This is a genomic window from Henriciella litoralis, from assembly GCF_002088935.1.
GTDB lineage: Bacteria > Pseudomonadota > Alphaproteobacteria > Caulobacterales > Hyphomonadaceae > Henriciella > Henriciella litoralis.
The window spans coordinates 214186-235188 of record NZ_NCSS01000006.1 but is presented as its reverse complement, the minus strand read 5'-3'; the positions used below and the strand labels follow the sequence as shown (position 1 = coordinate 235188).

The 21003-nt window shown below is 59.7% G+C and carries 24 protein-coding genes; 6 read left to right on the top strand and 18 right to left on the bottom strand.

All coding sequences use genetic code 11. The features are described 5' to 3' along the window. Window positions 1–12: 12 nt before the first annotated feature. A complete protein-coding gene (locus tag B8783_RS04795) occupies window positions 13–744 on the top strand; it encodes a class I SAM-dependent methyltransferase (RefSeq protein WP_084418640.1) in 732 nt (243 codons plus the stop codon). Here the strand turns inward: B8783_RS04795 and B8783_RS04790 are convergent. The 4 genes from B8783_RS04790 to B8783_RS04775 all read right to left on the bottom strand — a co-directional run bounded on the left by B8783_RS04790 (window position 731) and on the right by B8783_RS04775 (window position 5382). Continuing rightward, window positions 731–1090, bottom strand: coding sequence for a hypothetical protein (locus B8783_RS04790; protein ID WP_084418639.1), 360 nt, complete (start codon window positions 1088–1090; stop codon window positions 731–733). The genes B8783_RS04795 and B8783_RS04790 overlap by 14 nt on opposite strands. Then, window positions 1087–1695 (bottom strand): glutathione S-transferase family protein, encoded by a 609-nt coding sequence (locus tag B8783_RS04785; RefSeq protein WP_084418638.1) that lies wholly within the window; start codon window positions 1693–1695, stop codon window positions 1087–1089. Before B8783_RS04785 ends, B8783_RS04790 begins: the two co-directional genes overlap by 4 nt. 236 nt (window positions 1696–1931) lie before the next feature. After that, window positions 1932–4004, bottom strand: coding sequence for a TonB-dependent receptor (locus tag B8783_RS04780; RefSeq protein WP_084421892.1), 2073 nt, complete (start codon window positions 4002–4004; stop codon window positions 1932–1934). A 94-nt stretch (window positions 4005–4098) separates the two neighbouring features. Next, the gene (locus B8783_RS04775) at window positions 4099–5382 is read right to left on the bottom strand and encodes a NupC/NupG family nucleoside CNT transporter (protein ID WP_084418637.1); all 1284 of its coding nucleotides are present in this window, start codon (window positions 5380–5382) and stop codon (window positions 4099–4101) included. Between the two features lie 152 nt (window positions 5383–5534). Between B8783_RS04775 and B8783_RS04770 the strand changes: the two genes are divergently transcribed. Further along, on the top strand, window positions 5535–5804 hold the full coding sequence (locus tag B8783_RS04770; protein ID WP_084418636.1) for a hypothetical protein: 270 nt from the start codon (window positions 5535–5537) through the stop codon (window positions 5802–5804). A gap of 82 nt (window positions 5805–5886) precedes the next feature. Here the strand turns inward: B8783_RS04770 and B8783_RS04765 are convergent, their stop codons facing one another. Continuing rightward, the gene (locus B8783_RS04765) at window positions 5887–6255 is read right to left on the bottom strand and encodes a VOC family protein (protein ID WP_084418635.1); all 369 of its coding nucleotides are present in this window, start codon (window positions 6253–6255) and stop codon (window positions 5887–5889) included. A 147-nt stretch (window positions 6256–6402) separates the two neighbouring features. Here B8783_RS04765 and B8783_RS04760 point away from each other — a divergent pair, with 147 nt between their 5' ends. Together B8783_RS04760 and B8783_RS18580 are read left to right on the top strand one after the other, a co-directional pair. Continuing rightward, a complete protein-coding gene (locus B8783_RS04760; protein ID WP_084418634.1) occupies window positions 6403–7320 on the top strand; it encodes an SDR family NAD(P)-dependent oxidoreductase in 918 nt (305 codons plus the stop codon). A gap of 100 nt (window positions 7321–7420) precedes the next feature. Continuing rightward, window positions 7421–7831: a Kazal-type serine protease inhibitor domain-containing protein gene (locus B8783_RS18580; protein WP_084421890.1), complete on the top strand. Its 411-nt coding sequence runs from the start codon at window positions 7421–7423 to the stop codon at window positions 7829–7831. Window positions 7832–7856: 25 nt separating this feature from the next. Here B8783_RS18580 and B8783_RS04750 read toward each other — a convergent pair whose 3' ends face one another. From B8783_RS04750 to B8783_RS04700, 11 genes are all read right to left on the bottom strand, one after another. Continuing rightward, on the bottom strand, window positions 7857–8510 hold the full coding sequence (locus tag B8783_RS04750) for a protein-L-isoaspartate O-methyltransferase family protein (protein ID WP_084418633.1): 654 nt from the start codon (window positions 8508–8510) through the stop codon (window positions 7857–7859). Next, the gene (gene surE, locus B8783_RS04745; protein WP_084421888.1) at window positions 8498–9259 is read right to left on the bottom strand and encodes a 5'/3'-nucleotidase SurE; all 762 of its coding nucleotides are present in this window, start codon (window positions 9257–9259) and stop codon (window positions 8498–8500) included. Before surE ends, B8783_RS04750 begins: the two co-directional genes overlap by 13 nt. A 54-nt stretch (window positions 9260–9313) precedes the next feature. After that, window positions 9314–10612 (bottom strand): serine--tRNA ligase, encoded by a 1299-nt coding sequence (gene serS, locus B8783_RS04740; RefSeq protein ID WP_084418632.1) that lies wholly within the window; start codon window positions 10610–10612, stop codon window positions 9314–9316. A 107-nt stretch (window positions 10613–10719) separates the two neighbouring features. After that, window positions 10720–11556 (bottom strand): twin-arginine translocase subunit TatC, encoded by an 837-nt coding sequence (gene tatC / locus B8783_RS04735; protein WP_084418631.1) that lies wholly within the window; start codon window positions 11554–11556, stop codon window positions 10720–10722. Beyond that, on the bottom strand, window positions 11553–12110 hold the full coding sequence (gene tatB, locus B8783_RS04730) for a Sec-independent protein translocase protein TatB (RefSeq protein WP_084418630.1): 558 nt from the start codon (window positions 12108–12110) through the stop codon (window positions 11553–11555). The genes tatC and tatB overlap by 4 nt, the downstream gene beginning before the upstream one ends. 23 nt (window positions 12111–12133) lie before the next feature. Then, complete coding sequence (gene tatA, locus B8783_RS04725) at window positions 12134–12361, bottom strand: twin-arginine translocase TatA/TatE family subunit (RefSeq protein ID WP_169711704.1); 228 nt, start codon at window positions 12359–12361, stop codon at window positions 12134–12136. A 76-nt stretch (window positions 12362–12437) separates the two neighbouring features. Then, window positions 12438–13226 (bottom strand): SMC-Scp complex subunit ScpB, encoded by a 789-nt coding sequence (gene scpB, locus B8783_RS04720; RefSeq protein ID WP_084418629.1) that lies wholly within the window; start codon window positions 13224–13226, stop codon window positions 12438–12440. Beyond that, on the bottom strand, window positions 13223–14041 hold the full coding sequence (locus B8783_RS04715) for a segregation and condensation protein A (RefSeq protein ID WP_084418628.1): 819 nt from the start codon (window positions 14039–14041) through the stop codon (window positions 13223–13225). The genes scpB and B8783_RS04715 overlap by 4 nt, the downstream gene beginning before the upstream one ends. Continuing rightward, on the bottom strand, window positions 14038–15081 hold the full coding sequence (locus B8783_RS04710; RefSeq protein WP_084418627.1) for a glycoside hydrolase family 3 N-terminal domain-containing protein: 1044 nt from the start codon (window positions 15079–15081) through the stop codon (window positions 14038–14040). The genes B8783_RS04715 and B8783_RS04710 overlap by 4 nt, the downstream gene beginning before the upstream one ends. Next, window positions 15078–15944 carry an SPOR domain-containing protein gene (locus B8783_RS04705; RefSeq protein ID WP_084418626.1) on the bottom strand — a complete coding sequence of 289 codons (867 nt, stop codon included), beginning with the start codon at window positions 15942–15944 and terminating at the stop codon, window positions 15078–15080. The genes B8783_RS04710 and B8783_RS04705 overlap by 4 nt, the downstream gene beginning before the upstream one ends. 97 nt (window positions 15945–16041) lie before the next feature. After that, window positions 16042–17244 (bottom strand): deoxyguanosinetriphosphate triphosphohydrolase, encoded by a 1203-nt coding sequence (locus tag B8783_RS04700; protein WP_199288152.1) that lies wholly within the window; start codon window positions 17242–17244, stop codon window positions 16042–16044. Between B8783_RS04700 and erpA the strand changes: the two genes are divergently transcribed. Beyond that, a complete protein-coding gene (gene erpA / locus B8783_RS04695; RefSeq protein ID WP_084418625.1) occupies window positions 17243–17569 on the top strand; it encodes an iron-sulfur cluster insertion protein ErpA in 327 nt (108 codons plus the stop codon). The two genes, B8783_RS04700 and erpA, sit on opposite strands and share 2 nt — an antisense overlap. Before the next feature lie 15 nt (window positions 17570–17584). Here erpA and B8783_RS04690 read toward each other — a convergent pair whose 3' ends face one another. Further along, a complete protein-coding gene (locus tag B8783_RS04690; RefSeq protein WP_084418624.1) occupies window positions 17585–18850 on the bottom strand; it encodes a SulP family inorganic anion transporter in 1266 nt (421 codons plus the stop codon). A 132-nt stretch (window positions 18851–18982) separates the two neighbouring features. Between B8783_RS04690 and B8783_RS04685 the strand changes: the two genes are divergently transcribed. Then, a complete protein-coding gene (locus B8783_RS04685; RefSeq protein ID WP_084418623.1) occupies window positions 18983–19654 on the top strand; it encodes a nitroreductase in 672 nt (223 codons plus the stop codon). A 53-nt stretch (window positions 19655–19707) separates the two neighbouring features. Here the strand turns inward: B8783_RS04685 and B8783_RS04680 are convergent, their stop codons facing one another. Further along, entirely contained in the window at window positions 19708–20814 is a 1107-nt protein-coding gene (locus tag B8783_RS04680) for an SEL1-like repeat protein (protein ID WP_139792250.1), read from the bottom strand. Window positions 20815–21003 lie beyond the last annotated feature (189 nt).

The window sequence follows — 21003 nt, the reverse complement described above, 5'->3', positions numbered from 1 at the left end:
ACGCTTCCAGCCATGAACGCGCTCTACGACACGATAGGCCTGAACTACGCTGAACTTCGCAAGCCGGATGCGCGGGTCGCGCGCCAGATCCATGCCGCGCTTGGTGAGGCCCGGACCGTGCTGAATGTCGGCGCGGGCAGCGGGTCCTATGAGCCTGCGGGCGTGGATTTGACGGCCGTGGAGCCATCTGCGGAAATGATTGCGCAGCGGCCGGTATCTGATGCCAAGGTCATTCAAGGCAGCGTTGAGACGCTGCCTTTTGGTGATGATAGTTTCGACGCGTCCATTGCGGTGCTGACCATTCATCATTGGAGCGACCAAGCGAAAGGATGCGCCGAGATGCGGCGCGTGACGCGCGGGCCGGTTGTGTTTCTGACATTCGATGCCAGCCATAAAGGGTTCTGGTTGTTCGATTATTTCCCAGCCCTGCTGACGCTCGACGAAGAGGCCATGCCGCCTATGGCGCGGTATGGCGAATGGTTGGGAGAGGCCAAGATCGAACCGGTGCCGATACCGCATGACTGTACGGACGGTTTCCTTGCTGCCTACTGGCGGCGGCCTGCCGCCTATCTCGATGAGCGGATACGGCGGGCGATGTCGTCCTTCTGGAAGATCGGGGACGTCTCAGTTGGCCTGGCGCGCTTGAAGAGCGACCTGGAAGATGGCAGCTGGGAGCGGCGCTACGGCCATCTGCTCGAGCTGGACGCGCTCGATTGCGGCTATCGGTTGGTCAGGACGGTCTGACACGGCGAACCTGTTCGCGAAACCGGAATGGATTGTTCCGGCGCCAGGCCTCCTTGCGGCGGTTCGCGAGAACCGAGCTTACTCCCACCAAGGCGAGACCTGACGGAATGAGCAGTCCCCAGAGTCGAAAGCTGAAGGCACCTACAGCAAGGATCAGTCCCGCGATCATCAGGAGGGCGCCAAGGATCAACACGATGAGAGCTGAACCGCGCATCGCCTGCTTGTCACACGCCTGACACCACGCCTCGTACTTTTTCCAGTACACACGCTTTTCCGCCGATGTCAGCGGCGTGAGCGTCTCCTCAGGTTCAGCCTTCGAGATATCTGCCGGCCCGGACGGCGTCATCCGATCTCGGCCTTCGCGCGCTCGCGCCATTTGCCGATGTTCTCGAACTCTTCGTGCGGCTTCCATTTCATGACGCCAGCGAAGCCGCAGAAGCAGTAGAGGGTGATGTCGGCGATGGAGAAGCGGCCGGCGGCGAGGAAGTCATTGTCGGCGAGGCGGGCATCGATGCGCTTGGCCATCGCCTTGGCGCTCTTCTCGGCTTTTGCGCCAACCTCGGGAAGCTGCGGGACTTCTAGCGGCGCCATCGCCGGGTGGCTGTTGCGGAACCAGGTCGCGAATTGCAGGAACAGCATCAGCTCAACGCGCCGATCCCACATCTCGATGAGCGCTTTCTCTTTTGGGTCGTCTCCCATCAGGTTTGGCTCCGGGAAGACGCCTTCGAGATAGGTGCAGATGGCGCGGCTTTCGGTCAGCGTGGTGCCATCATCGAGGACGAGCGCCGGGACTTGCGAGAAAGGCGAGACTTTGCGGTAGTCGTCGCTCTTGTGCTCCTGCTTCATGATCGAGAGCTCTTCGATCTCGACAGCGTCCAGTTTTCCCTTGGCTTTCAGGAATTTGGTGACGCGTTCCGGGTTTGGCGCTTGCGGGCTGTGATAGAGCTTCATGGTGTGTCCTCCTCGTTTTGATTGAGGTGTAGCGCACCCGGCAGGCGATGCTAGGGGTGACGTTGGGAGGAAGCGCGGCGAAGCAGCGCTTTGGAGCTTCATCCTTCGACAGGCTCAGGATGAGGCGTCGACAAGCTTAGGACGAGGCTTCGACACGCTGAGGATGAGGTCTCGCTTAATCGAACAAGGATGGAGGACCTCACCCTGAGCCTGTCGAAGGGCGAGGCCCGGGGCCGTCAGTTAAACCGCTTCCTCACACCGAACGTAGCGTTCAGGGGTTCGCCCGGGAAATAGCGGTCATTGCCGAAGGCGTAATCGGCCCGGTCGGCATAGTTGAGGTCGAACAGGTTACGGACGATGACATAGGCTTCGAGGTCGTCGCTGAAGTCGTAGGACAGGCGGACATTGGTCAGCGTGTGGCCGGGATAGGTCTGCTCATTAGCCGGGTCTGTGAAATATTCGCCGATATATTCGGCGGAAAGACTGGCTTCGAAGCGCTCTGTCGGCGTCCAGTTCAGCGTCAGGTCACCCAAAACGTTCGGGGCGGTGTCGACTTCATTGCCGGAGCGGATGATTTCCGAGCCGTTTCCGACGATGCGGTCAAATGTGTAGGTGTGTTCTGCGAGGCTGCCGGTGGCCGAGACGGAAAACTGATCGCTGATCGCGTAGGCGAGATTTGCCTCCAGACCCTGATGGCGCGTGGAACCGTCTGTGACGTTGAGACCATCGGAATCGCGGAAGAAGAAGTTGTCCTTCTCAGCGTAATAGGCCGCGAGATCGAAATAGAGCGCGCCGTTCATGGAGGTCCCGCGCATGCCGACTTCGATACTGTCCATCGTCTCGACATCGGCTTCGGCGATGCCTTGCTGGGATTGCAGACGGTAGAGGTCTGAGGCCTGCGGGGCGCGTTCGCCGCGGGCATAGTTGGCGTAATAGCTGATCGCGCCATTGCCCGGCGTCCAGATTGCGCCGAGTTTGGGGGTCAGCAGATCAAAGCTGTCTTCGCGGTCAGCGGGCACGAGGAAGCGGCCATTCGGGCCGGGCGCTACGTCGGTGGAGTAGTCGTACTCATGCGTCTCGCCGCGCAGGCCTGCGAGGATGGTGAGGTCTTCCGAGACTTCCCATTCCGCCTCGCCCCAGAGCGCGAGCATGGTGGTGTCGACGGTGTAGTCATAATGGACGCCGGTCGGGAACCGGCTGTCGCCCGGGAAGAAGCCGAAGGGGTCTGGCTGGGTCTCTTTCAGCCAGCCGGACGAGATGTCGAGGTCGGCACCGACGCGCATCGTGACAGCATCAAAAGACTGTTCGTACCTCGCCATGACGCCGCCGCCATCCTGACCGTTCTGTTCAAAACCGCCATTGGGCAGGAAGTGCTGGGCGAACTCCATCTCCTGCCAGCGATAGAAGGGCGTGAGCGTCAGCGTCCCGTCACCGAGAGGCCGTGAGAGGCGAACCGCGCCCATGGCCCATTTGGCGTCACGATAGGCTTCAGGGTTCGGATTTGTCGTGGCGATGTCGTCTTCACGATAGGCCTTGTAGCCTTCGAGAAAGCCGGCCGTCTCCTGATTGAGGTTTGTTGCGGTGACCCAGGCGAGGCCATCCCAGCCGGCAAAATCGAATGCATACGATCCGGACAGCTTCTGTTGCTCGACGCCTGTATTGTCGCGCCAGCCTGCATCATCCTGAACAGAGAGCGAGATCCGCGCCGTGTTTGCGACATTGCTGGTGAGGTCAGCCCTGTAGCGGTTGAGGGTCGAGCCACTGAGGCGGGTGTCGAGATAGGTCCCGGGCGCTGGTTCGCCGAGGATCACATTGATCAGGCCGTGGACCGCATTGGAGCCGTATTTGGCGGAGGCGGGCCCCCGCACGATCTCAATCGCTTCGGCGACCTCGTGGTGGATCTCAAACAGCGAATTCACATTGCCGAAAGCGGGCGCGCGGGTCGGCACGCCGTTTTCGAGGATCAGGAAGCTGCCCTGCCCGGCCCCGCCTGTCAGCACGGGGGAACGAAGCGCGATGAGGTGCTCCTGGCCAGAGTTCATCTGGATGTTGACGCCGGGAAGCTCGTTCAGGATCTCGGCCGGGTGATCGGCGTCGATCTCGGCGATTGTTTCCGCATCGAGCGTGGCGACACTGCCCGGCTGGTCTGAGCGACGGTCCCCATACACCTCGACAATCGGCAACCGGCTATCGGCAACGATCACGTCGTTGCCCTGGCCCTCGACCTCCTGTCCAGTTGCTAGCCCGGTCGGGATCTGGGCCAGGAGGACAAGGCTGGAGGTCGTGGCGAACAGTCGGCAAAACGGCATAAGCGTCTCTTCCCTGATGGCAGATGAATGGAGTTTACTCTCTTCATCCGCCATCTAGCGCGGGCCACCTGGCTTGACGAGGCCTGAAGCTGCGTCAGCCGGCCCCGCCTGTGAAGAGCGCCACCGGCAAGGCCCCGACTACCGCCCCCGAAAGGCAGGTTGCGAGCGTCCCGGCAATCAGCGTTTTCCAGGCGAGTTCAAGGAAGGTGGAGCGCCGTTCGGGGCAGATAATGTTCAACCCCCCGATCAAGATGCCGATGGAGCCGAAATTCGCGAAGCCGCAGATGGCGTGCGCGGTGATAATACGCGTGCGCGGGTCCATCGCATCGGCCGGCACATTGCCGAGCTCGATGAAGGCAACGAACTCTGTCAGCACCGTCTTGATGCCCATGAGCGACCCCGACAGCGAAGCTTCACCCCATGGCACACCGATCATGTACATCAGCGGCGCGAAGATCCAGCCGAGGATACGCTGGATCGACAGAGGCTCTCCATTGACGTCCGGGGCAGCCGCGAGACCGGCATTGGCAAGCCAGAGCAGTGCCAGCGCTGCAATCAGCATGGTCGCGATGTTGAGAACGATCTGAAGGCCGTCGGCCGCACCGGTCGCGAACGCGTCCATGGTGGAATCGTACTCAAAGTCCGGTTCGTGGGCGCGCTGGTTCTCGTCGGTGGTCTCCGGCACCATGGTGAGCGCCATGGCGACAGCGGCTGGCGCGGCGATAATCGACGCCGTGAGGAGCTGAGCAGCTGGATTTGCCATGACCGGCTGCAGGAAGGTCGTATAGACGACCAGAACCGAGCCCGCGATGGTCGCAAAGCCCGCCGTCATCAGGATGAAGATCTCCGAACGGGTCATGCCCTTGATGTATGGCTTGATCAGGACGGGCGCTTCCGTCATGCCCATGAAGACGTTTGCAGATACAGCCAGCGAGGTTGCCCCGCCAAGGCCCATCGCCTTGCGGAAGACGAAAGCGAAGCCCTTGGTGACCCAGCGCAGGATGTGCCAGTGCCAGAGAATGGCCGAGAGGGCGGCAACGACAATGACAACCGGCAATATCTGGAAGAAGAAGAGTGGCGGCGCATCGCCTTCCATAAGACTGCTCGCGGCCTGATTGTCGCCGACATAGCCGAAGACGAAGCTCGTGCCGGCACGTGTGGCCTCCTGCAAGCTGTCAACGATATAGCTGGCCTTGAACAGGCCCTGGCGAACCCACGGCACACCGAACAATATCAGCGCAAATGCAAACTGGATCCCGACAGCGCCGAGTACGATGCGCCATGGAAAATCCTTGCGCCGTTCGGACAGCAGCCAACCTATGCCGAATATAACCGCAATGCCGATTAGCGCGCGCGCATTATCCCAACCCCATTCCATAGAAGGCCCTCTTCTCTCTTCACGGATTGAATCCAGCCATAATCTGCGATCTGTGAAGGTCCAGCCCTGAGAGTCACCGATTTGCCCTATTTGGAACCGACGGGCGCGGTTCCCGTTGGTTTGGTAGAGAAGCAAGACTGGAAGGAAGCCCGATGAAGAATAAGAAATTTACCCCGCTGCGTGACCAAGAGATCAATATGGAACCACGCCCTGTCACGACAGACCAGATTGATGGTGTCGTGAACTCATCTGAGGCGCTGGACACCAAGATGGCAAAGCTGAACGATCTTCGTCAGCAACATGACGACTGGGCAAACCGTCAGCCTGAAACCGACGGCAAGCCACTGCTACGCTACATCGACGAAGCCGTGAAACGCCTGCTTCATGAAGGCGACATCAAAGAGATCGAAACCGCTTCCTGATCTCATTGGTCATACAAAACTGGAAAGCCGCCAGCCTTTGAGCTGGCGGCTTTCTTTGTTTTGCAGGTGCTGATCTGTCAGCCTAGCCGAGTTTACAGACGCAGATCTTGTGGCCGTCTGGATCACGGAAATAGGCGCCGTAGAAGGTCGGCATGCGGTTGCCGGGGGCACCCTCATCCTTGGCGCCGAGCTCAATCGCCTTCTTGTAGACGCGATCCACCGTTTCATTGCTGTCGCAGGCCAGAGCGGGCATCACGCCATTGCCGCAGGTGGCAGGCTCACCATCATAGGTGCCGCCAATGGCCAGCATGGGCTGTCCCGGCGCCGTGCCGTAAAAATACAGCCTCTCATTGTCGAAGAAGCGCTTGGCGCCCATTTCAGGCATCAGCGCATCATAGAAAGCCAGCGCCTTTTCGGTGTCGTTGCTGCCGAGCGTTACATAAGCCAACATTGTTATTTCCTCCCTGTTTAGCCATCCCTGATGCAGCACGCCGGCCGGTCTTCGGCAAGCGCTAACCCTGCGCGATGCTTGACCTTGTGGTGAACCAGTGCTGCAAGGCTGGCGCACTGATTTTTACAGAGACTGCAGGAGAATTTCATGTCCGATATCCGCTTTGATGATCGCGTTGCCATCGTTACTGGCGCCGGCGGCGGCCTTGGCCGTTGCCACGCGCTGGAGCTGGCCCGTCGCGGCGCAAAAGTCGTCGTCAATGATCTTGGCCCGAAAATGGATGGCTCGGGCGGAAGCTCGGACGCGGCAAACGCCGTCGTCAAGGAAATCGAAGCCCTAGGCGGTGAAGCGATTGCAAACGGCTCTTCGGTTGCAGATGAAGCCGGCGTCCAGAAAATGATCGATGACACGATGGCCAAATGGGGCCGCATCGACATCCTGATCGCCAATGCCGGCATCCTGCGTGACAAGTCATTCTCGAAGATGAGCATCGCAGACATCAAGTTGGTGATCGACGTCCATCTGATCGGCAGCTTCCTTCCAGTGAAGGCCGCCTGGGACATCATGAAGGAACAGAATTTCGGCCGTATCGTCGTGACGACTTCCTCCACCGGTCTCTACGGCAATTTCGGTCAAGCCAATTACGGCGCCGCCAAGCTCGGCCTTGTTGGCATGATGAACACGCTGAAGATCGAAGGCGCGAAGAACAACATCAAGGTCAACGCTGTCTGCCCGATCGCAGCAACGCAAATGACCGAAGGCCTGATGCCGCCAGAAGTCCTGGCACAGTTGAAGCCGGAATATGTGTCGCCGGGCGTCATGAACCTCGTCAAGGACGACGCACCGACCGGCATGGTGCTTTCAGCTGGCGCTGGTGCTTTCTCGATGGCAGAAATTGTCGAGACCAAGGGCGTGTTCGTTGGCCGCGATGATGATCTGACGGCAGAAGCGGTTGCCGCCAAATGGGACCAGATCACGGACAAGTCCGACCAGACCCATTTCAATATGGGCGGCGAGCATGGTCAGAATATCTTCGCGCGCGTTGCCGAGGCGCTGAAGAGCTAAAGTCTGACCAGACACCTACATTTCCCGGCTGGCCTTGCGATTTTCATTGCAAAGGCCAGCCGGACATGTGTTCTGTCCCTACAAGATTATGGGGGCTGATATGCGTTATTTCCTGCTAGGCTTTGCATTTCTGGCGCTGACGGCTTGCCAGCAAGCTGCCGATGACGTGGCAACGCCGGACTCAACCGGCACAGACGTCTCGCAGGAGACGCCAGACGACACCCCGACCTTGCCAGAACCAGAGGCCGCACCTGATGCGGAAGGGGCGATGTGCGGCGGGATCGCGGCCATTGCCTGCCCCGCCGGGCTTTATTGCGAGCAACCTGCTGGTCAATGTCTGAAAGTCATGGATGGCGCAGGCACCTGCCAGCCGCAGCCTGATTTCTGCACAGAGCAATATGATCCAGTCTGCGGATGCGATGGCAAGACATACGCAAATGCCTGCAAAGCCGCCTCGGCGGGCGCTAGCGTTGCGGCGCCAGGTGAGTGCGCTGACGTCGACCAGGAATAGGCGCCCACGCGAACTGCGAGGCGCGCTAAAGCGCTTTTGCCAGACCTGGCTTTAGCTTTGTGAGTGGCTCGGCAATGGGCAGGTCATGCTTCACGCCAGCCTTGCTGAGCGCGCGGATACCCTGCGGCCGGCCTTCGGCGACGTAAGGCGCAACGAGAATGCCACCCCGACCCAGCTGTCCGAGCAGAGCTTCAGGGATTTCAGAAACGGCGCCCATCAAAAGGATGCGGTCAAACGGGCCATGCTCGCGCCAGCCGGCCAGCCCGTCGCCATGCTTGATTTTGACGTTATCCACTTTCAGGTCTTTCAGCCGCTGGCTCGCCTCATCCACCAGCCTGCGATAGCGCTCCACCGCCCAGACGTGCCGACCGATCTGGGCGAGCAACGCCGCGACATATCCGCTACCGGCGCCGACCAGCAAAATCGTGTCCTGACGCCCCGGCGTGACGGAGAGCGCGCTGAGGAGTTGCGCAACAACGACAGGCTTGGGCAACATCTGTCCGCATGGGATCGGCAAGGCAGCATCTTCAGCGGCCAGGGCTTGGAATGAGCGATCGACGAAGACGCCGCGATTGATGGTCTCGATGGTCGAGAGAACGCCATCATTGCGGATGCCCTGCCGACGCAGGTGCAGGATCAGGCGGGCCGCCCGGAAAGGGTCTGCGATCAGGTCTGCCATGACGCCCTTAGCGTCTCCAGGTAGCGATTGTGCGTCAGATCAACGTGGAGCGGTGTCACCGATATCATTCCGTCATAGATGGCGCGCAAATCGGTGCCTTTTTCGGGTTTGGACAGTTTGCCCTGAAACCCGATCCAGAAATAGTCATTTCCGCGAAGATCCTCACGGCGCTCTGTGTGGATGATGGATTCGTCGCGAAACCCCTGCCGCGTGATTTCGACGCCCGCGACGTCATCGGGCTCACGATCCGGGAAGTTCACATTCATCACGACATCATCCGGCCAGCCCTTGTCGATGAGTGGGCGGATCACTTTCGCGCCCCACTGCTTGGCCGTTTCCCATGGCAGGGAGCCGCGTTCGCGAAAGCTCTGCGCCTGGCTGAGCGCGATGGAGGGCACGCCGAGATGCATGCCGAACATGGCGCCAGCGATGGTGCCGGAGAGGCTGGTATCCTCAGCGATATTCTGGCCGCGATTGACGCCGGAGAGGATAAGGTCCGGCTTCTCATCCATCAGCTCATGCACAGCGAGCAGCACGCAGTCGGTCGGTGTGCCCATGACGGCCCAGCATTTCTCGCGCACTTCTCGCGTACGAACCGGCTGCGTCAGCGTGATGGAGCGCGACTGGCCCGATTGCTCAACTTCCGGCGCGGCGATCCAGATGTCGTCAGACAGCTCGCGCGCGATGGATTCCAGAACGGAAAGCCCCGGTGCGTGAATGCCGTCATCATTGGTGAGGAGGATTCTCATTTTGCTGTTCCGCTCGCTGCACATCCGTCGACAGGCTCAGGATGAGGTCTGGTTTTAGCTAATCACCTCAAGCCCGCCCATATAAGGCTGCAGGACTTTCGGCACGGCGATGGAGCCGTCTTCCTGCTGGTAGTTCTCCAGCACAGCAACGAGCGTGCGCCCGACCGCGAGGCCGGAGCCGTTCAGCGTGTGCACGAATTCCGGCTTTGGCTTTGGAGTGTCCTCGCTCGGTGCCGGGCGCCAGCGAGCATCCATGCGACGGGCCTGGAAGTCACCGCAATACGAGCACGAGCTGATCTCGCGATAGGTGTCCTGGCTCGGCAGCCAGACTTCGAGGTCATAGGTCTTGCGGGCGCCGAAACCCATGTCGCCCGTGCACAGCAGCATCCGCCGGTATGGCAGCTCGAGGCGCTCGAGGATGGTCTCGGCGCAGGTCGTCATGCGTTCGAGCTCTTCGAGGCCCGCTTCGACGTCCTTCACGATGGAGACCATCTCCACCTTGTTGAACTGGTGTAGACGGATCATGCCGCGCGTGTCGCGCCCTGCACTGCCCGCTTCTGAACGGAAGCACGGCGTGTGCGCAGTGAAGCGGCGCGGCAGATAGGTCGCTTCGATAATGGAGCCTGCGACGATGTTGGTGAGCGAGATTTCTGATGTCGCGATCAGCCACATGCCATCTGTCGTGCGGAAAGAATCCTCACCGAATTTCGGAAGCTGTCCGGTGCCAAACATGGCTTCATCGCGTACGAGCAGAGGCGGCGAACACTCGGTATAGCCATGCTCGCCCGTCTGGACGTCGAGCATGTAGCTCGCCAGCGCCCGCTCCAGCCGCGAGAGCGCGCCGCTGAGCAGCACAAACCGGGAGCCGGACATCTTTGCAGCCGTCTCAAAGTCCATCAGCCCGAGCTTTTCGCCGAGGTCTGCATGGTCTTGCGGCTTGAAGTTGAAGTCGCGCGGGCTGCCCCAATGTTTTTGAGCGACATTGCCCTCTTCGTCTGTGCCTTCAGGCACATCTTCGAGCGGAAGGTTCGGCAGGCCGTAGATGAGTTCATCAAGCAGTTTGCGGGCTTCTTCTTCCTGCTCGCCAGCTGTTTCAATTGTTTCCTTGGCCGTGGCGACTTCGGCGCGCAGGCGCTCGAACTCAGCTTCGTCGCCTTTGGCCTTGGCCTGGCCGATCAGCTTGGAATTGGCGTTGCGCGCGCTTTCAGCTTCCTGCTTGTCTGTGAGCGCTTTTCTGAGCGCTGTGTCGTGGGCGAGGATGTCATCGACCTTGTCGCCCAGCCCGGCGGCACGGCGGTTCCAAGCGTCGCGGAACGTCTGTGGGTTATCTCTGATGGCGCGGATATCAAACATGCAAGGCCCAGCCCTATCGTGTACGTCTCTGTCTGGCCTCATCTAGACCAAACATCGCCGCTTCGAAACCGGGCAAGGTGATCATTCTTGCGGTTCTGGCAGCGGGGTTACTCTTCGGCCCGCTCGGCTTCTTCCTCGGCGGCCTTTTTCTCCATCATCGCGACGCAGGCAATGCTGATCTCGTAGAGACAATAGACCGGCACGGCGAGCATGATCTGCGAGATAAGATCTGGCGGCGTGAAGAAGGCCGCGGCAACAAGAATGCCGACAAGCGCATATTTGCGGCCCTTGCGGAGCGTGTCTGTCCCGACAAGACCTGCGCGTCCCAGCAGGCCGAGCACGACGGGCAGCTGGAAGCTCAGACCGAAGGCCAGCATCAACGCCATGACCAGCGAGAGATATTCCGACACCTTGATCTGCGGGGTAATCGCCGCGACGCCTTCGCTCGCTTCCTGCTCGAAGGAGAGCGCGAAGTTCGAAATCAGCGGCAGCATCACATAGTAGACGAAGATCGCGCCAATCAGGAAAAGAACCGGCGCGGCGATGAGAAAGGGCAGAACCGCGCCTCTTTCACGCTTGTAGAGGCCCGGCGCCACGAAAGAGTAGATCTGCCAGCCCATGACCGGAAAGGCGACGAACACGCCAGCGAACAAAGCGAGCTTCAATTGCACGAAGAAGACTTCGAGCGGCGCGGTGTAGATCAATTCAAACCGTGTATCGCCGCGATCAACCTCGGCCACCTGAACGAGCGGCGCGAGGAGGATGTTGTAGAGCGGCCGTGCGAAGAAGAAACAGAGGATGCTGGCCCCGGCGAGCGCGGCGATGCTCCAGATAAGGCGGCTGCGCAGCTCAATCAGATGATCGAGCAGCGGCGCACGAGAGGATTCCATCTCGTCTTCGTCGGTAAAGTTCGGCTTTTCGTCCGCGCGCATATCCTTCGTCATTCAGTACCGGCCCCGGTCTTGTCAGGCTGCGGCGCGACTTTCTTTGGCGTGGATTTTCTGGTGCCGCTCTCGCTGGCGGACTTGGTTTGCTTTTTGGGAGATTGCTTTTTTGCGGCCGGCTTTTTGGGTGCTGGCTTATCAGGTGTTGGCGCCGATGCGGCCTCGCTCGGTGTGTCCTGTTCGACAGAGTCAGCGGTCGAGGCGCCCTCATCTGTCAGTTTGTCGGCCTCAGCGGGCCCAGGCTTCTTCGACGCCAGCGGGCTTTCCATCATGACCTGACGATTGATATCTGCCTCGGTACGTTTGAGTTCATCAACGGCTTCGGTCAGGGCGTTATCGCGGCGGAGGTCTTCAATCTCCTTGCGCAGCTCATCAAGCTCGGCCTGTTTGGCGATATCATCAAAAGCGGACTGGAATTCGCGCGCCATGGCTTTGCCCTTGGCCAGAAACTGGCCAAGCTTGCGCATCATCATGGGCAGATCTTTGGGCCCAACCACAATCAAGGCAATGATTGCGACGAGCATGAACTCGGTGAATCCGAATTGCGGAAGCATTGTCAGCCGGCCTCCCTAGCCAATTAGCTGGAGGTTTTGGACTTTTCCTTCTCAGGCGTGACGTTGACCATCTTCTCGTCGTCGAGCTCTTTTTTCTTCTGCTCGTCCTCGTCTTCGTCATTGAGGCCCTTGCGGAAGCTGCGAACGCCCTTGGCCATGTCACCCATGATCGAGGAAATCCGTCCGCGTCCACCAAACAGCAGCAAGGCGACGATAAGTACGATAAGAAGCTGCATCCAGCTTGGGGCCATGGATATTCTCCCAGAGTTATACAGGACAATTAGCGCTGTCTGTGCCCCAGCTCAATGGCCAAGGTTCAGCCCTGCCCTAATCTTCCTCGTCCGTGCCGTCCATGAAATCAGTCACGAAAGACGAATTATCTTCGTCTTCGACCGTAAATGTCTCACCGTCGGTCACGGGAATATCAACATCGTCGGCATTGAAATCATCCGGCACGACGTCCGAAAGGAGGCCGCCAGCTTCAAGTTCTGCTCGGCCAGGCAGCACTTCAAGGCTTTCCAGGCCGAACTGTTCGAGGAAGCCATCTGTCGTGCCATAGGTGACCGGGCGGCCCGGCGTCTTGCGGCGGCCCTTGATGCGAACCCATCCGGCTTCCATCAGCTGGTCGATCGTGCCTTTGGAGACGGCGACACCGCGCACGGCCTCGATCTCAGCGCGTGTGACGGGCTGGCCATAAGCGATGATGGCGAGGGTTTCGAGCGCGGCCTGCGACAGCTTCTTCTGCTCTTCGCGCTCTTCCACAAAGAGATAGGCCAGGTCTTCAGCCGTCTGAAAGCGCCATTTGCCGGCGACTTCGAGAAGGTTGACGCCGCGATTGGCGTAGGCCGCCTTAAGCGACATCAGAACCTGCGCGGCATCTGCGTCCTGCGGCAACACTTCAGCGATCTGCTCAGCGCTGAGCGGTTCACCTGCGGCAAACAGAATGGCTTCGGCGCGGCGAAGGGCTTCAGAGCTCGCATCGACGCCTGTGCTGGCGGCATCAGCCAGCATTTCCGAAGAACGGCGATAGGCGAAATTCAGCTGGCGGACTGCATCGCGGATATCGTCTGGCGCGTCTTCGATGTCTTCAGCCTTTGTTTGGGGTATCGCACTCATGCGGTGGTCCCTTCTGCTTCCTCGCGGTGGCCGCGTAGGTAAAGCGGCGAAAAATGAGCATCCTGGCGCAGATCAATGTCGCCATCACGGGCGAGCTCGAGCGCCGCTGAAAATACGCTGGCCATGACGGAGCGCGGCGGGATGTCTGCGGCGACATCTTTCATCCGCTCGCGCAGTTGCGCAAGGCTCGCCCAATCATCAATCAGTCTGCTCAAGCTTTTCAGCGAGTCGCGAGCATGCTCAAGCGGCAGCACATATTGATGCACAACCTTATGCGGCGCGGCATCTTCCCGGCGCTGACGGATTGAGCCGAAGGCCTGCATCAGGTGCCAGAGCGAGGTGTCGTATTCGGTATGGCGAACAATGCGTGGCTGCTCAGGTGCGCCTCGCAGGAACACGTCCTGCCCAAGCTGGCCAAGGTCCATCAGCTGCTCGGCGGCTTCGCGCATCGCTTCAAGGCGTTTCAGGCGGAAGGCCAGACGCGCGGCCATTTCCTCGCCATCTATCTCGTCATTGGCGGCCTTTTCCGGCTTCGGCAAAAGGAGGCGTGACTTCATGAACGCAAGCCACGCCGCCATCAGAAGATAATCGGCGGCAAGGTCTATCCGCTTCTTGCGGGCATCCTCAATGAAATCGATATACTGGTTGGCAAGATCGAGCATCGAGACCTTGAGCAGGTCGACCTTTTGCTTGCGCGCGAGATCCAGCAGCAGATGAAGCGGGCCCTCATATCCATCAAGATCAACCGAGAACAGGTCCCCGGCTTCAATGTCCTCGCGGTCGACGAGGTCGTTGGATACAAGTTCAAGGCTCAAAAGTGCATGGCTCCAACATTCGGGACGAGCTCACGGAAGCGGGTCCATCCAGCGTCTACATCAAAGTCCTGACCGCGCTGCGCTGAGCGTTCTGCCGCTTCGGCGCGGGCCAAAGATTTGCCATCGAGAACGGGCGCAGCTTCAGCCACTTCGGTCATTTCAGCAAGGATGTCGTCGGCATTTTTTAGAAAGCCGGAGCAATGCAGCAGCACGTCACATCCGGCTGCTATCGAAGCGTCCGCGCGGTCCGTGAGCGTCCCGCCAAGGGCTTTCATGCCAAGATCATCGGTCATCAGAAGACCATCAAACCCGATTCGGCGCCGAATGACTTCCTGAATCATCAATGGCGAGACAGTTGCGGCGCGCTCAGCATCAAACGCGTCGTAGGAAATATGGGCTGTCATCGCCATCGCAGCATCGTTCACATGCACAAAGGCGGCAAAGTCCGAGGCGAGTTCATTGTCGCCTGCGGTCACGCGCGGCAGCTCAAGATGACTATCAGCCATAGAGCGGCCATGCCCCGGAATATGCTTGATCACACCGGCGACATTGCCGTCCTCCAGCCCTCTCAGAGCCGCGCGGGCCAATAGTCCGACCTTGTCCGGATCCGTGCCATAGGCGCGGTCCCCAATGACATCATGCGCGCCCGGCTGTGGCAAATCGCATATCGGCGCGCAGTCGGCATGGATGCCCATCGAGGCAAGCTCATGCGCGATCAGCCGATGGCCGAGCCAGATGCTCTCCAGGCCCAGCTCAGGATCACGATCATAAAGTTGGCCATAGACTTCGCCGCGCGGGAAAATCGGCCACTCTGGCGATTTCAAGCGCGCAACACGGCCACCTTCCTGATCGATGAAGATCAGGATTTCGCGGCCAACCGCCGTCCAGATATCATCAACGCATTTGCGGATCTGGTCTTTCGAGATGCAAGACCGCCCCATCAGGATGACGCCCCACGGCTTGTATTCAGCAAAAAGGGCCGCCTCGCTTTCCAGCAAGTCCGGCCCTGAAATACTTAAAATGCACGCCTTGTTCGTCATGCGGCTTCGCGAATGACGATGCAGTCCCCGCCATTGGCTTTGAACGCGGAGCAGAATTTCGTCGCACCATCGCGCGACCCGAAGGCCCCCGCGCGCAGGCGGTAGAAGATGCCCTTGGCGCCGAGGTCTGCCTTCTGGATCGACATATGGGCCCCTGAGAAGATGTCGGGATGGCGCTTGCTCGCAGTCGACCATGCCGCCTCAGCTGCTTCATGCGTGCGCACGGCGGAAATCTGGACGAGGTACTCGCCGCCCGGGACGAAGGCAAAGCGGTGATCGGGTTCACCGCGCAGCTCTGGTTCTGGCGCCATGGCAGGCTCTGGCTCAGCCGGCGTGACTTCCGTCGGCATGACGTTCACGGACTGAACAGGCGCGGTTTCAATGGCCGGCTCCGTCGCCTGGTTCTGGATTGGCGGCAGATCGTCACCACTCACAGCCGGGCTTTCGCTCGCAGGTTCGGTCGCTTTCGGCTCAGGTGACGCGGATGGACGAAGATCGCGAGGCGGGGCGCCGCGCAGATAGCCATCATTGTTTGCCGCAACCTGCCTGACAGCAGGCGGGCGTGTGCTGCCGTCGAGGGCATCATAAAGGCGGTTGTCCAGATCATCGATCTGAATGCCGCCACGTTCATCCGGCACGCGCTTATAGGGCTGTTGGTCAGCAACAACCATCGGCAGCGCGCCATCATCGCTACGCACGCCGTGGCTATACGTATTCCAGACGACCGCCCCGAAAACGAGCAGAACCCCGAGGGCCAGCGCCAGGATAAGCGGACCTCTCGCAGTCTCGTCGTCTTTTATTTCGAAGCCGCGATGATCTTCTTCATACGGTCCAAGGTCGTGGTCTGTGATTCGATTGGTCATGCCGGTGAGCTGCCCCTGCTGAAACAATGTTGGTTAAAATTAGCGCGCGCTTCGTTAATGATCATTGAATCGGTCTGGAAGTCGCAGGGATTTAACTTCAGATCATGCCTTCGATATTGAAGACTTTCCGGTGCAGGTCGATGGCGTAATTGTCGGTCATTCCCGCAATATAGTCGCAGACCAGCCGGGCGCGCCGGTCCTTTGGGGCCTGCTCGGCATCCTGTCTTAGTGGTGGCGGCAGGATATCCGGCTCTTCGAGGAACAGGTCGAACAGCTCTTTCAGGACGCGTTTGGCCTGGCTGCGCATCCGGTTGACCTTGTAGTGCTTGTACATCCGCTCAAACAGGAACGCGCGAAGGGCGCGCTGCTGGGCTTCAAACTCTTCAGAGAACGCCACGAGAGGCTCAGGCATAGCGCGAACGTCTGCGGCCGATTGTGGATTATGCTTCTCAACGCGTTTCCGGGTTTCACCGATCAGGTCATCGATCCACAGGCCTATAAGTCGGCGCACGGCTTCATAGACAGTTCGCTGCGTGTCGAGCACGGGATGCTCCAGACGCACCGAGCGAAACACGTCTCCGACGAGCGGCAGGTGCAGCATGTCATCAATCTCAAACAGACCGGCCGCGATGCCGTCATCGATGTCGTGATTATTGTAGGCGATATCGTCAGCGAGCGCCGCGATCTGGGCTTCTGGCCCGGCAAACTGGTCGAGCTCCAGCTGCTGAAGATACGGAAAATCGCGAAAGGCCGCCGGCAGCGAAGAAATCGACGTGTCCGCAGTCAGAAGCGGTCCGTTGTGCTTGACCAGCCCTTCCAGCATCTCCCAGGTGAGGTTCAACCCATCGAACAGCGGATAGCGTTGCTCCAGCCGCGTGACGACGCGCAAGGTCTGCGCATTGTGATCGAAGCCCTGATAGGCCTCCATCGAGGCGTCCAGCTGGTCCTCACCGGCATGGCCGAAAGGCGGATGACCGAGATCATGCGCCAGCGCCATGGCTTCAGCCAGATCCTCGTCGACGCCAAGCCGCCGGGCGACAGAGCGCGCGATCTGCGCCACTTCCAGAGAATGGGTCAGCCGCGTGCGGTAGTGATCGCCCTCATGCGCGACGAAAACCTGCGTTTTCTGCTTCAGGCGCCGAAAACCTGAGGAATGGATGATCCGGTCGCGATCGCGCTGAAACGGCGTGCGGGTGGCCGATTCAGCCTCATTGTGGAACCGTCCACGGGAATTTTCCCACAGGGTCGCAAACACTGCTCTCTTTTCTGGAAGCGCAGGCTTACCTATCTTGTCAGGCATGAGCGACGTTACCCTTTCTGAAAATGCTGCAAAGCGCATTAATGCGATTCTGGCAAAGCAGTCCGGCAAGGACTTCCTTCGTGTGTCCGTCGAAGGCGGCGGATGCTCGGGCTTCTCCTACAAGTTCGACCTCGAAGATACCCGTAATGAGGATGATGTGATCATCGAGCGCGACGGGGCCCGCGTTCTCGTCGATGAGATGAGCATGGAATTCATGCGCGGCTCGGAAATCGACTTCTCGACCGAATTGATCGGCGCGGCCTTCAAGATCAACAATCCGAACGCCACAGCTGCCTGTGGCTGTGGGACGAGTTTCTCGCTCTGATCCACGGGCGAGCTGTTACCGCTTCGGCGTCTTCCAGTCGCTCTCATCCGTATCGCGCCTGCTAAGCCGGAGCGCGAGGCCAACGGCAACGCCGACACCAATTGCAACCGTCAGATCGACAAGCACCGTCAACACCATGGTCAGGAGCAGGAGCGCCAGATCGCTCTTGCGCGCCTTGGCGTATTCCTTCCATTTGTGCGGCTCACTCATATTCCAGGCTGTCATCACTAGAAGGGCTGCCAGCGCCGGCAAAGCGAGATAGCCGGCAAGTGGCGCGGCCGCCAACATGATGAGCAGGATCACCAGCGCGTGAACGATCCCTGCGACGGGTGTCTTGCCGCCAGCGCGCACATTGGTTGCGGTGCGGGCAATGGCGCCTGTGGCCGGAAGGCCGCCGAAGAGCGATGAGGCGATGTTCGCGGCCCCCTGCGCGGTCAACTCGGCGTTCGGGCGGTGATGGCCACCAATCATCCGGTCAGCGACCATGGCGGAAAGGAGCGACTCCACCCCGGCCAGGAAAGCGATGATGATGGCAGACGGGATAAGTTCGACGAGCCGGTCCCAGCTGAGGTCCGGCAGGTGCGGCATCGGCAACTGGTTCGGCAGCGCGCCAAATCGCGAGAAAAGCGTATCCACGGGAAGGTTCATTAGCGCCACGGCCGCGGAACCAACGCCAACCGCAACGACAAGGCCTGGATATTTGGGCGCGAGCCTGCGCAGGCCGATGATCAGCACCAGCGTCACCAGCGCGATGCACAGCGCCGACACATTCGTCGTCTCCCGCGCGCCCCATAGGACGGGAAGCTTTTCGATAAAGTCCGCTGGCATATGAGAAACGGTCAGGCCGAAAAAGTCACCGATCTGGCTCGCTGCGATGATGATGGCGATGCCGATCGTGAAACCGTTGACGACAGCTTCCGGGATAAAGGCAATGAGCCGCCCTGCCCGCATCCAGCCAGCGACCAGCAGGATCAGACCCGCCATGAAGGTCGCGAGCACAAGGCCATCATAGCCATGTTCCGCAATCACGCCGAAGACGACGACAATGAAAGCGCCCGTCGGTCCGCCGATCTGGACACGCGATCCGCCAAGCAATGAAATGAAGAAGCCCGCCACAATCGCCGTGACGAGCCCCTTGCCGGGGTCAGCGCCCGACGCGATGGCGATGGCAAGGCTGAGCGGCAGCGCCACAAGGGCGACGGTCAAGCCGGCCATCAGGTCGGCGAAGAACAGCGACCAGGAATAGTCCCTGATGGTTGTGAGGATTTTTGGCTTACGCATGGACCGGTCCTCTAGCATGCGGCGGGCGCCGCGGCACTGCGGCTTGCTCGCGCAGATTTATTCGCGTCTGCCCCCTATCCTTACCCAACGTCGATGTCATAAATCCCCCGCGATATTAAGAGGAAACCGGACATGAATCTTGAACAGGCGATCCAGCAGCGCATCTCCACTCGCGCCTATCTCGAAGATCCGATCAGCGAGGAAGAGCTGCGCGAATGGCTTGAAGAAGCTCAACGCGCGCCATCCGGCGGAAATCTCCAGCCCTGGCGGGTTATTGCGGTTGCTGGCGACGCCAAGCAGGCCGTCATTGAGCTTGCCCAGAAGCGGCTCGCAGAGAATCCGCGCGGCGAACCAACGGACCGTCCGATCTATCCCAAGGACCTCTGGGAGCCGCATGAAGCGCGCCGCCGCAAGGTTGGCGAGATGATGTATGAAAAGCTGGAGATTCCGCGCGAGGACCGCCCCGCAAGGCTCGAATGGTTTGCGCGCAACTATCGCTTCTTCGAAGCCCCCGTCGGCGTTTTCTTCGTGATCGATGAGCGCATGGGCCATGGCCAGTGGGCACATACCGGCATGTTCATGCAGACCCTCGCTTTGCTTGCTGAAGCGCGCGGCTGGGGCACCTGCATGCAGGAGTGCTGGGGCATCCTGCGACCAAGCCTGAAAGAGCATCTTGGCCTTGGCGAAACCGAAATGGTGTATTGCGGAATGTCACTTGGCTATCCAGACCGCTCGCACCCGGTCAACCAGCTGCGGTCCGAACGCGCGCCGGTGGACGAATTTGCAGAGTTTCGAGGGTTTTAGATCCCCTGAACCGTAATACCTGTGCGGCTCGCAATGCAACGAGATGAGGCCCCTTACTGCCACCCCACAAGATCGACGCATGCGGGTTCACCTTCTGCGGCGCAGGTCTCTAACAGGGCCTTGCCGCTCTGGTCCGGATTCTCCGAGGCGATCATGCCCGAGGCGTACATCAGGGCCAGCGAGTACTTTGCAAGCGATACACCCTCATCGGCCGCCAGCTGCAGCTTTTCGCGCGCGCCTTCAAGATCCTGCTCGACGCCCTCATAGCAATATAGCTGGCTGGCACCGAGCTCTGATATACTTTCGTGGCTTCCACGCTCGGCAGCCAGTTCCAGCATTGCAAGTATGGTCGGTCGGTCATCTTCGGTGTCGAGGTCTTCATAAAACTTACTGTCAGGGTCAATAATCTCACTAAAAATGGCTTCGCCGCTGTCATCAGCACGTTCTGAAAGTTCTTGCTTGAACTGAAGCCTGCCAACAGCCAGCGCCTCTTCCAGAGGGCGCAGATCCTCAGATTCGCAGTTTCGGAACACATCTTCTTCCACCCATTTGGCCTTGGCGGCGTCCCAGCTTTTCGAAGGCTCATTTTGCGCCAATTCAGCGAGGCGGGCTGCGTCTTCGATGCGCTGCAACTCGTCCATAACAAACTGCGCAGCTGCCGCTCTACCGCGCCCGGGATCGATCATCTTCCGCATAATATTGCCATGTCGCGAACGATCCGTTCGGATGAAACTCAACGACATCTCTGTGCCATCAATAAGAATCGTCCGTTCCCGGCAGAGGATGATTGCAACCTCCTCGACGAGCCAAGCCTTGCACGTTGGCAGAGCAAGCGGGAATGGGACAAAGCCGTAACGTGTCGATTGGTCAAAATGACCCGACGCCTGTCGGGCGCCATACAGATCGGTCAGCATCGCCGACAAAAGCATGGCACGGTCCTGGCGCCCCTGTTTCACCTTGTCGCGTTCGGCTGGCGACAACAACCAGTCGACCCCGTGAAGATAGCTGTATGTGTAGGCCACCACTTCATTTGCGTCGTTGAGCGCGAAATAAAGTTCACCATCACGAAGCGACGGAGGAAGTTCATCGCTGGAGAGAAAAACTATCTTACTATCCGCCTGTCTTTCGCAGAGATCGGGAAAACGCTGTTGATCCTCCATAGATTGACGTTCGAGACAATCGGCCTTTTTTTGAGCGCGCAGCGCGGCGATCTCTCCGACATCGAGGTCAAACGACTGACCGAATGGCGCGCTTGCGTCGAGTCTCAGGTCTGGCTGCGACGCTGGCGCGCATACCGCGAGCAGCATGACGAGCGCGCCCACCGCGAATGCGGGCGAAATAAAACGCCG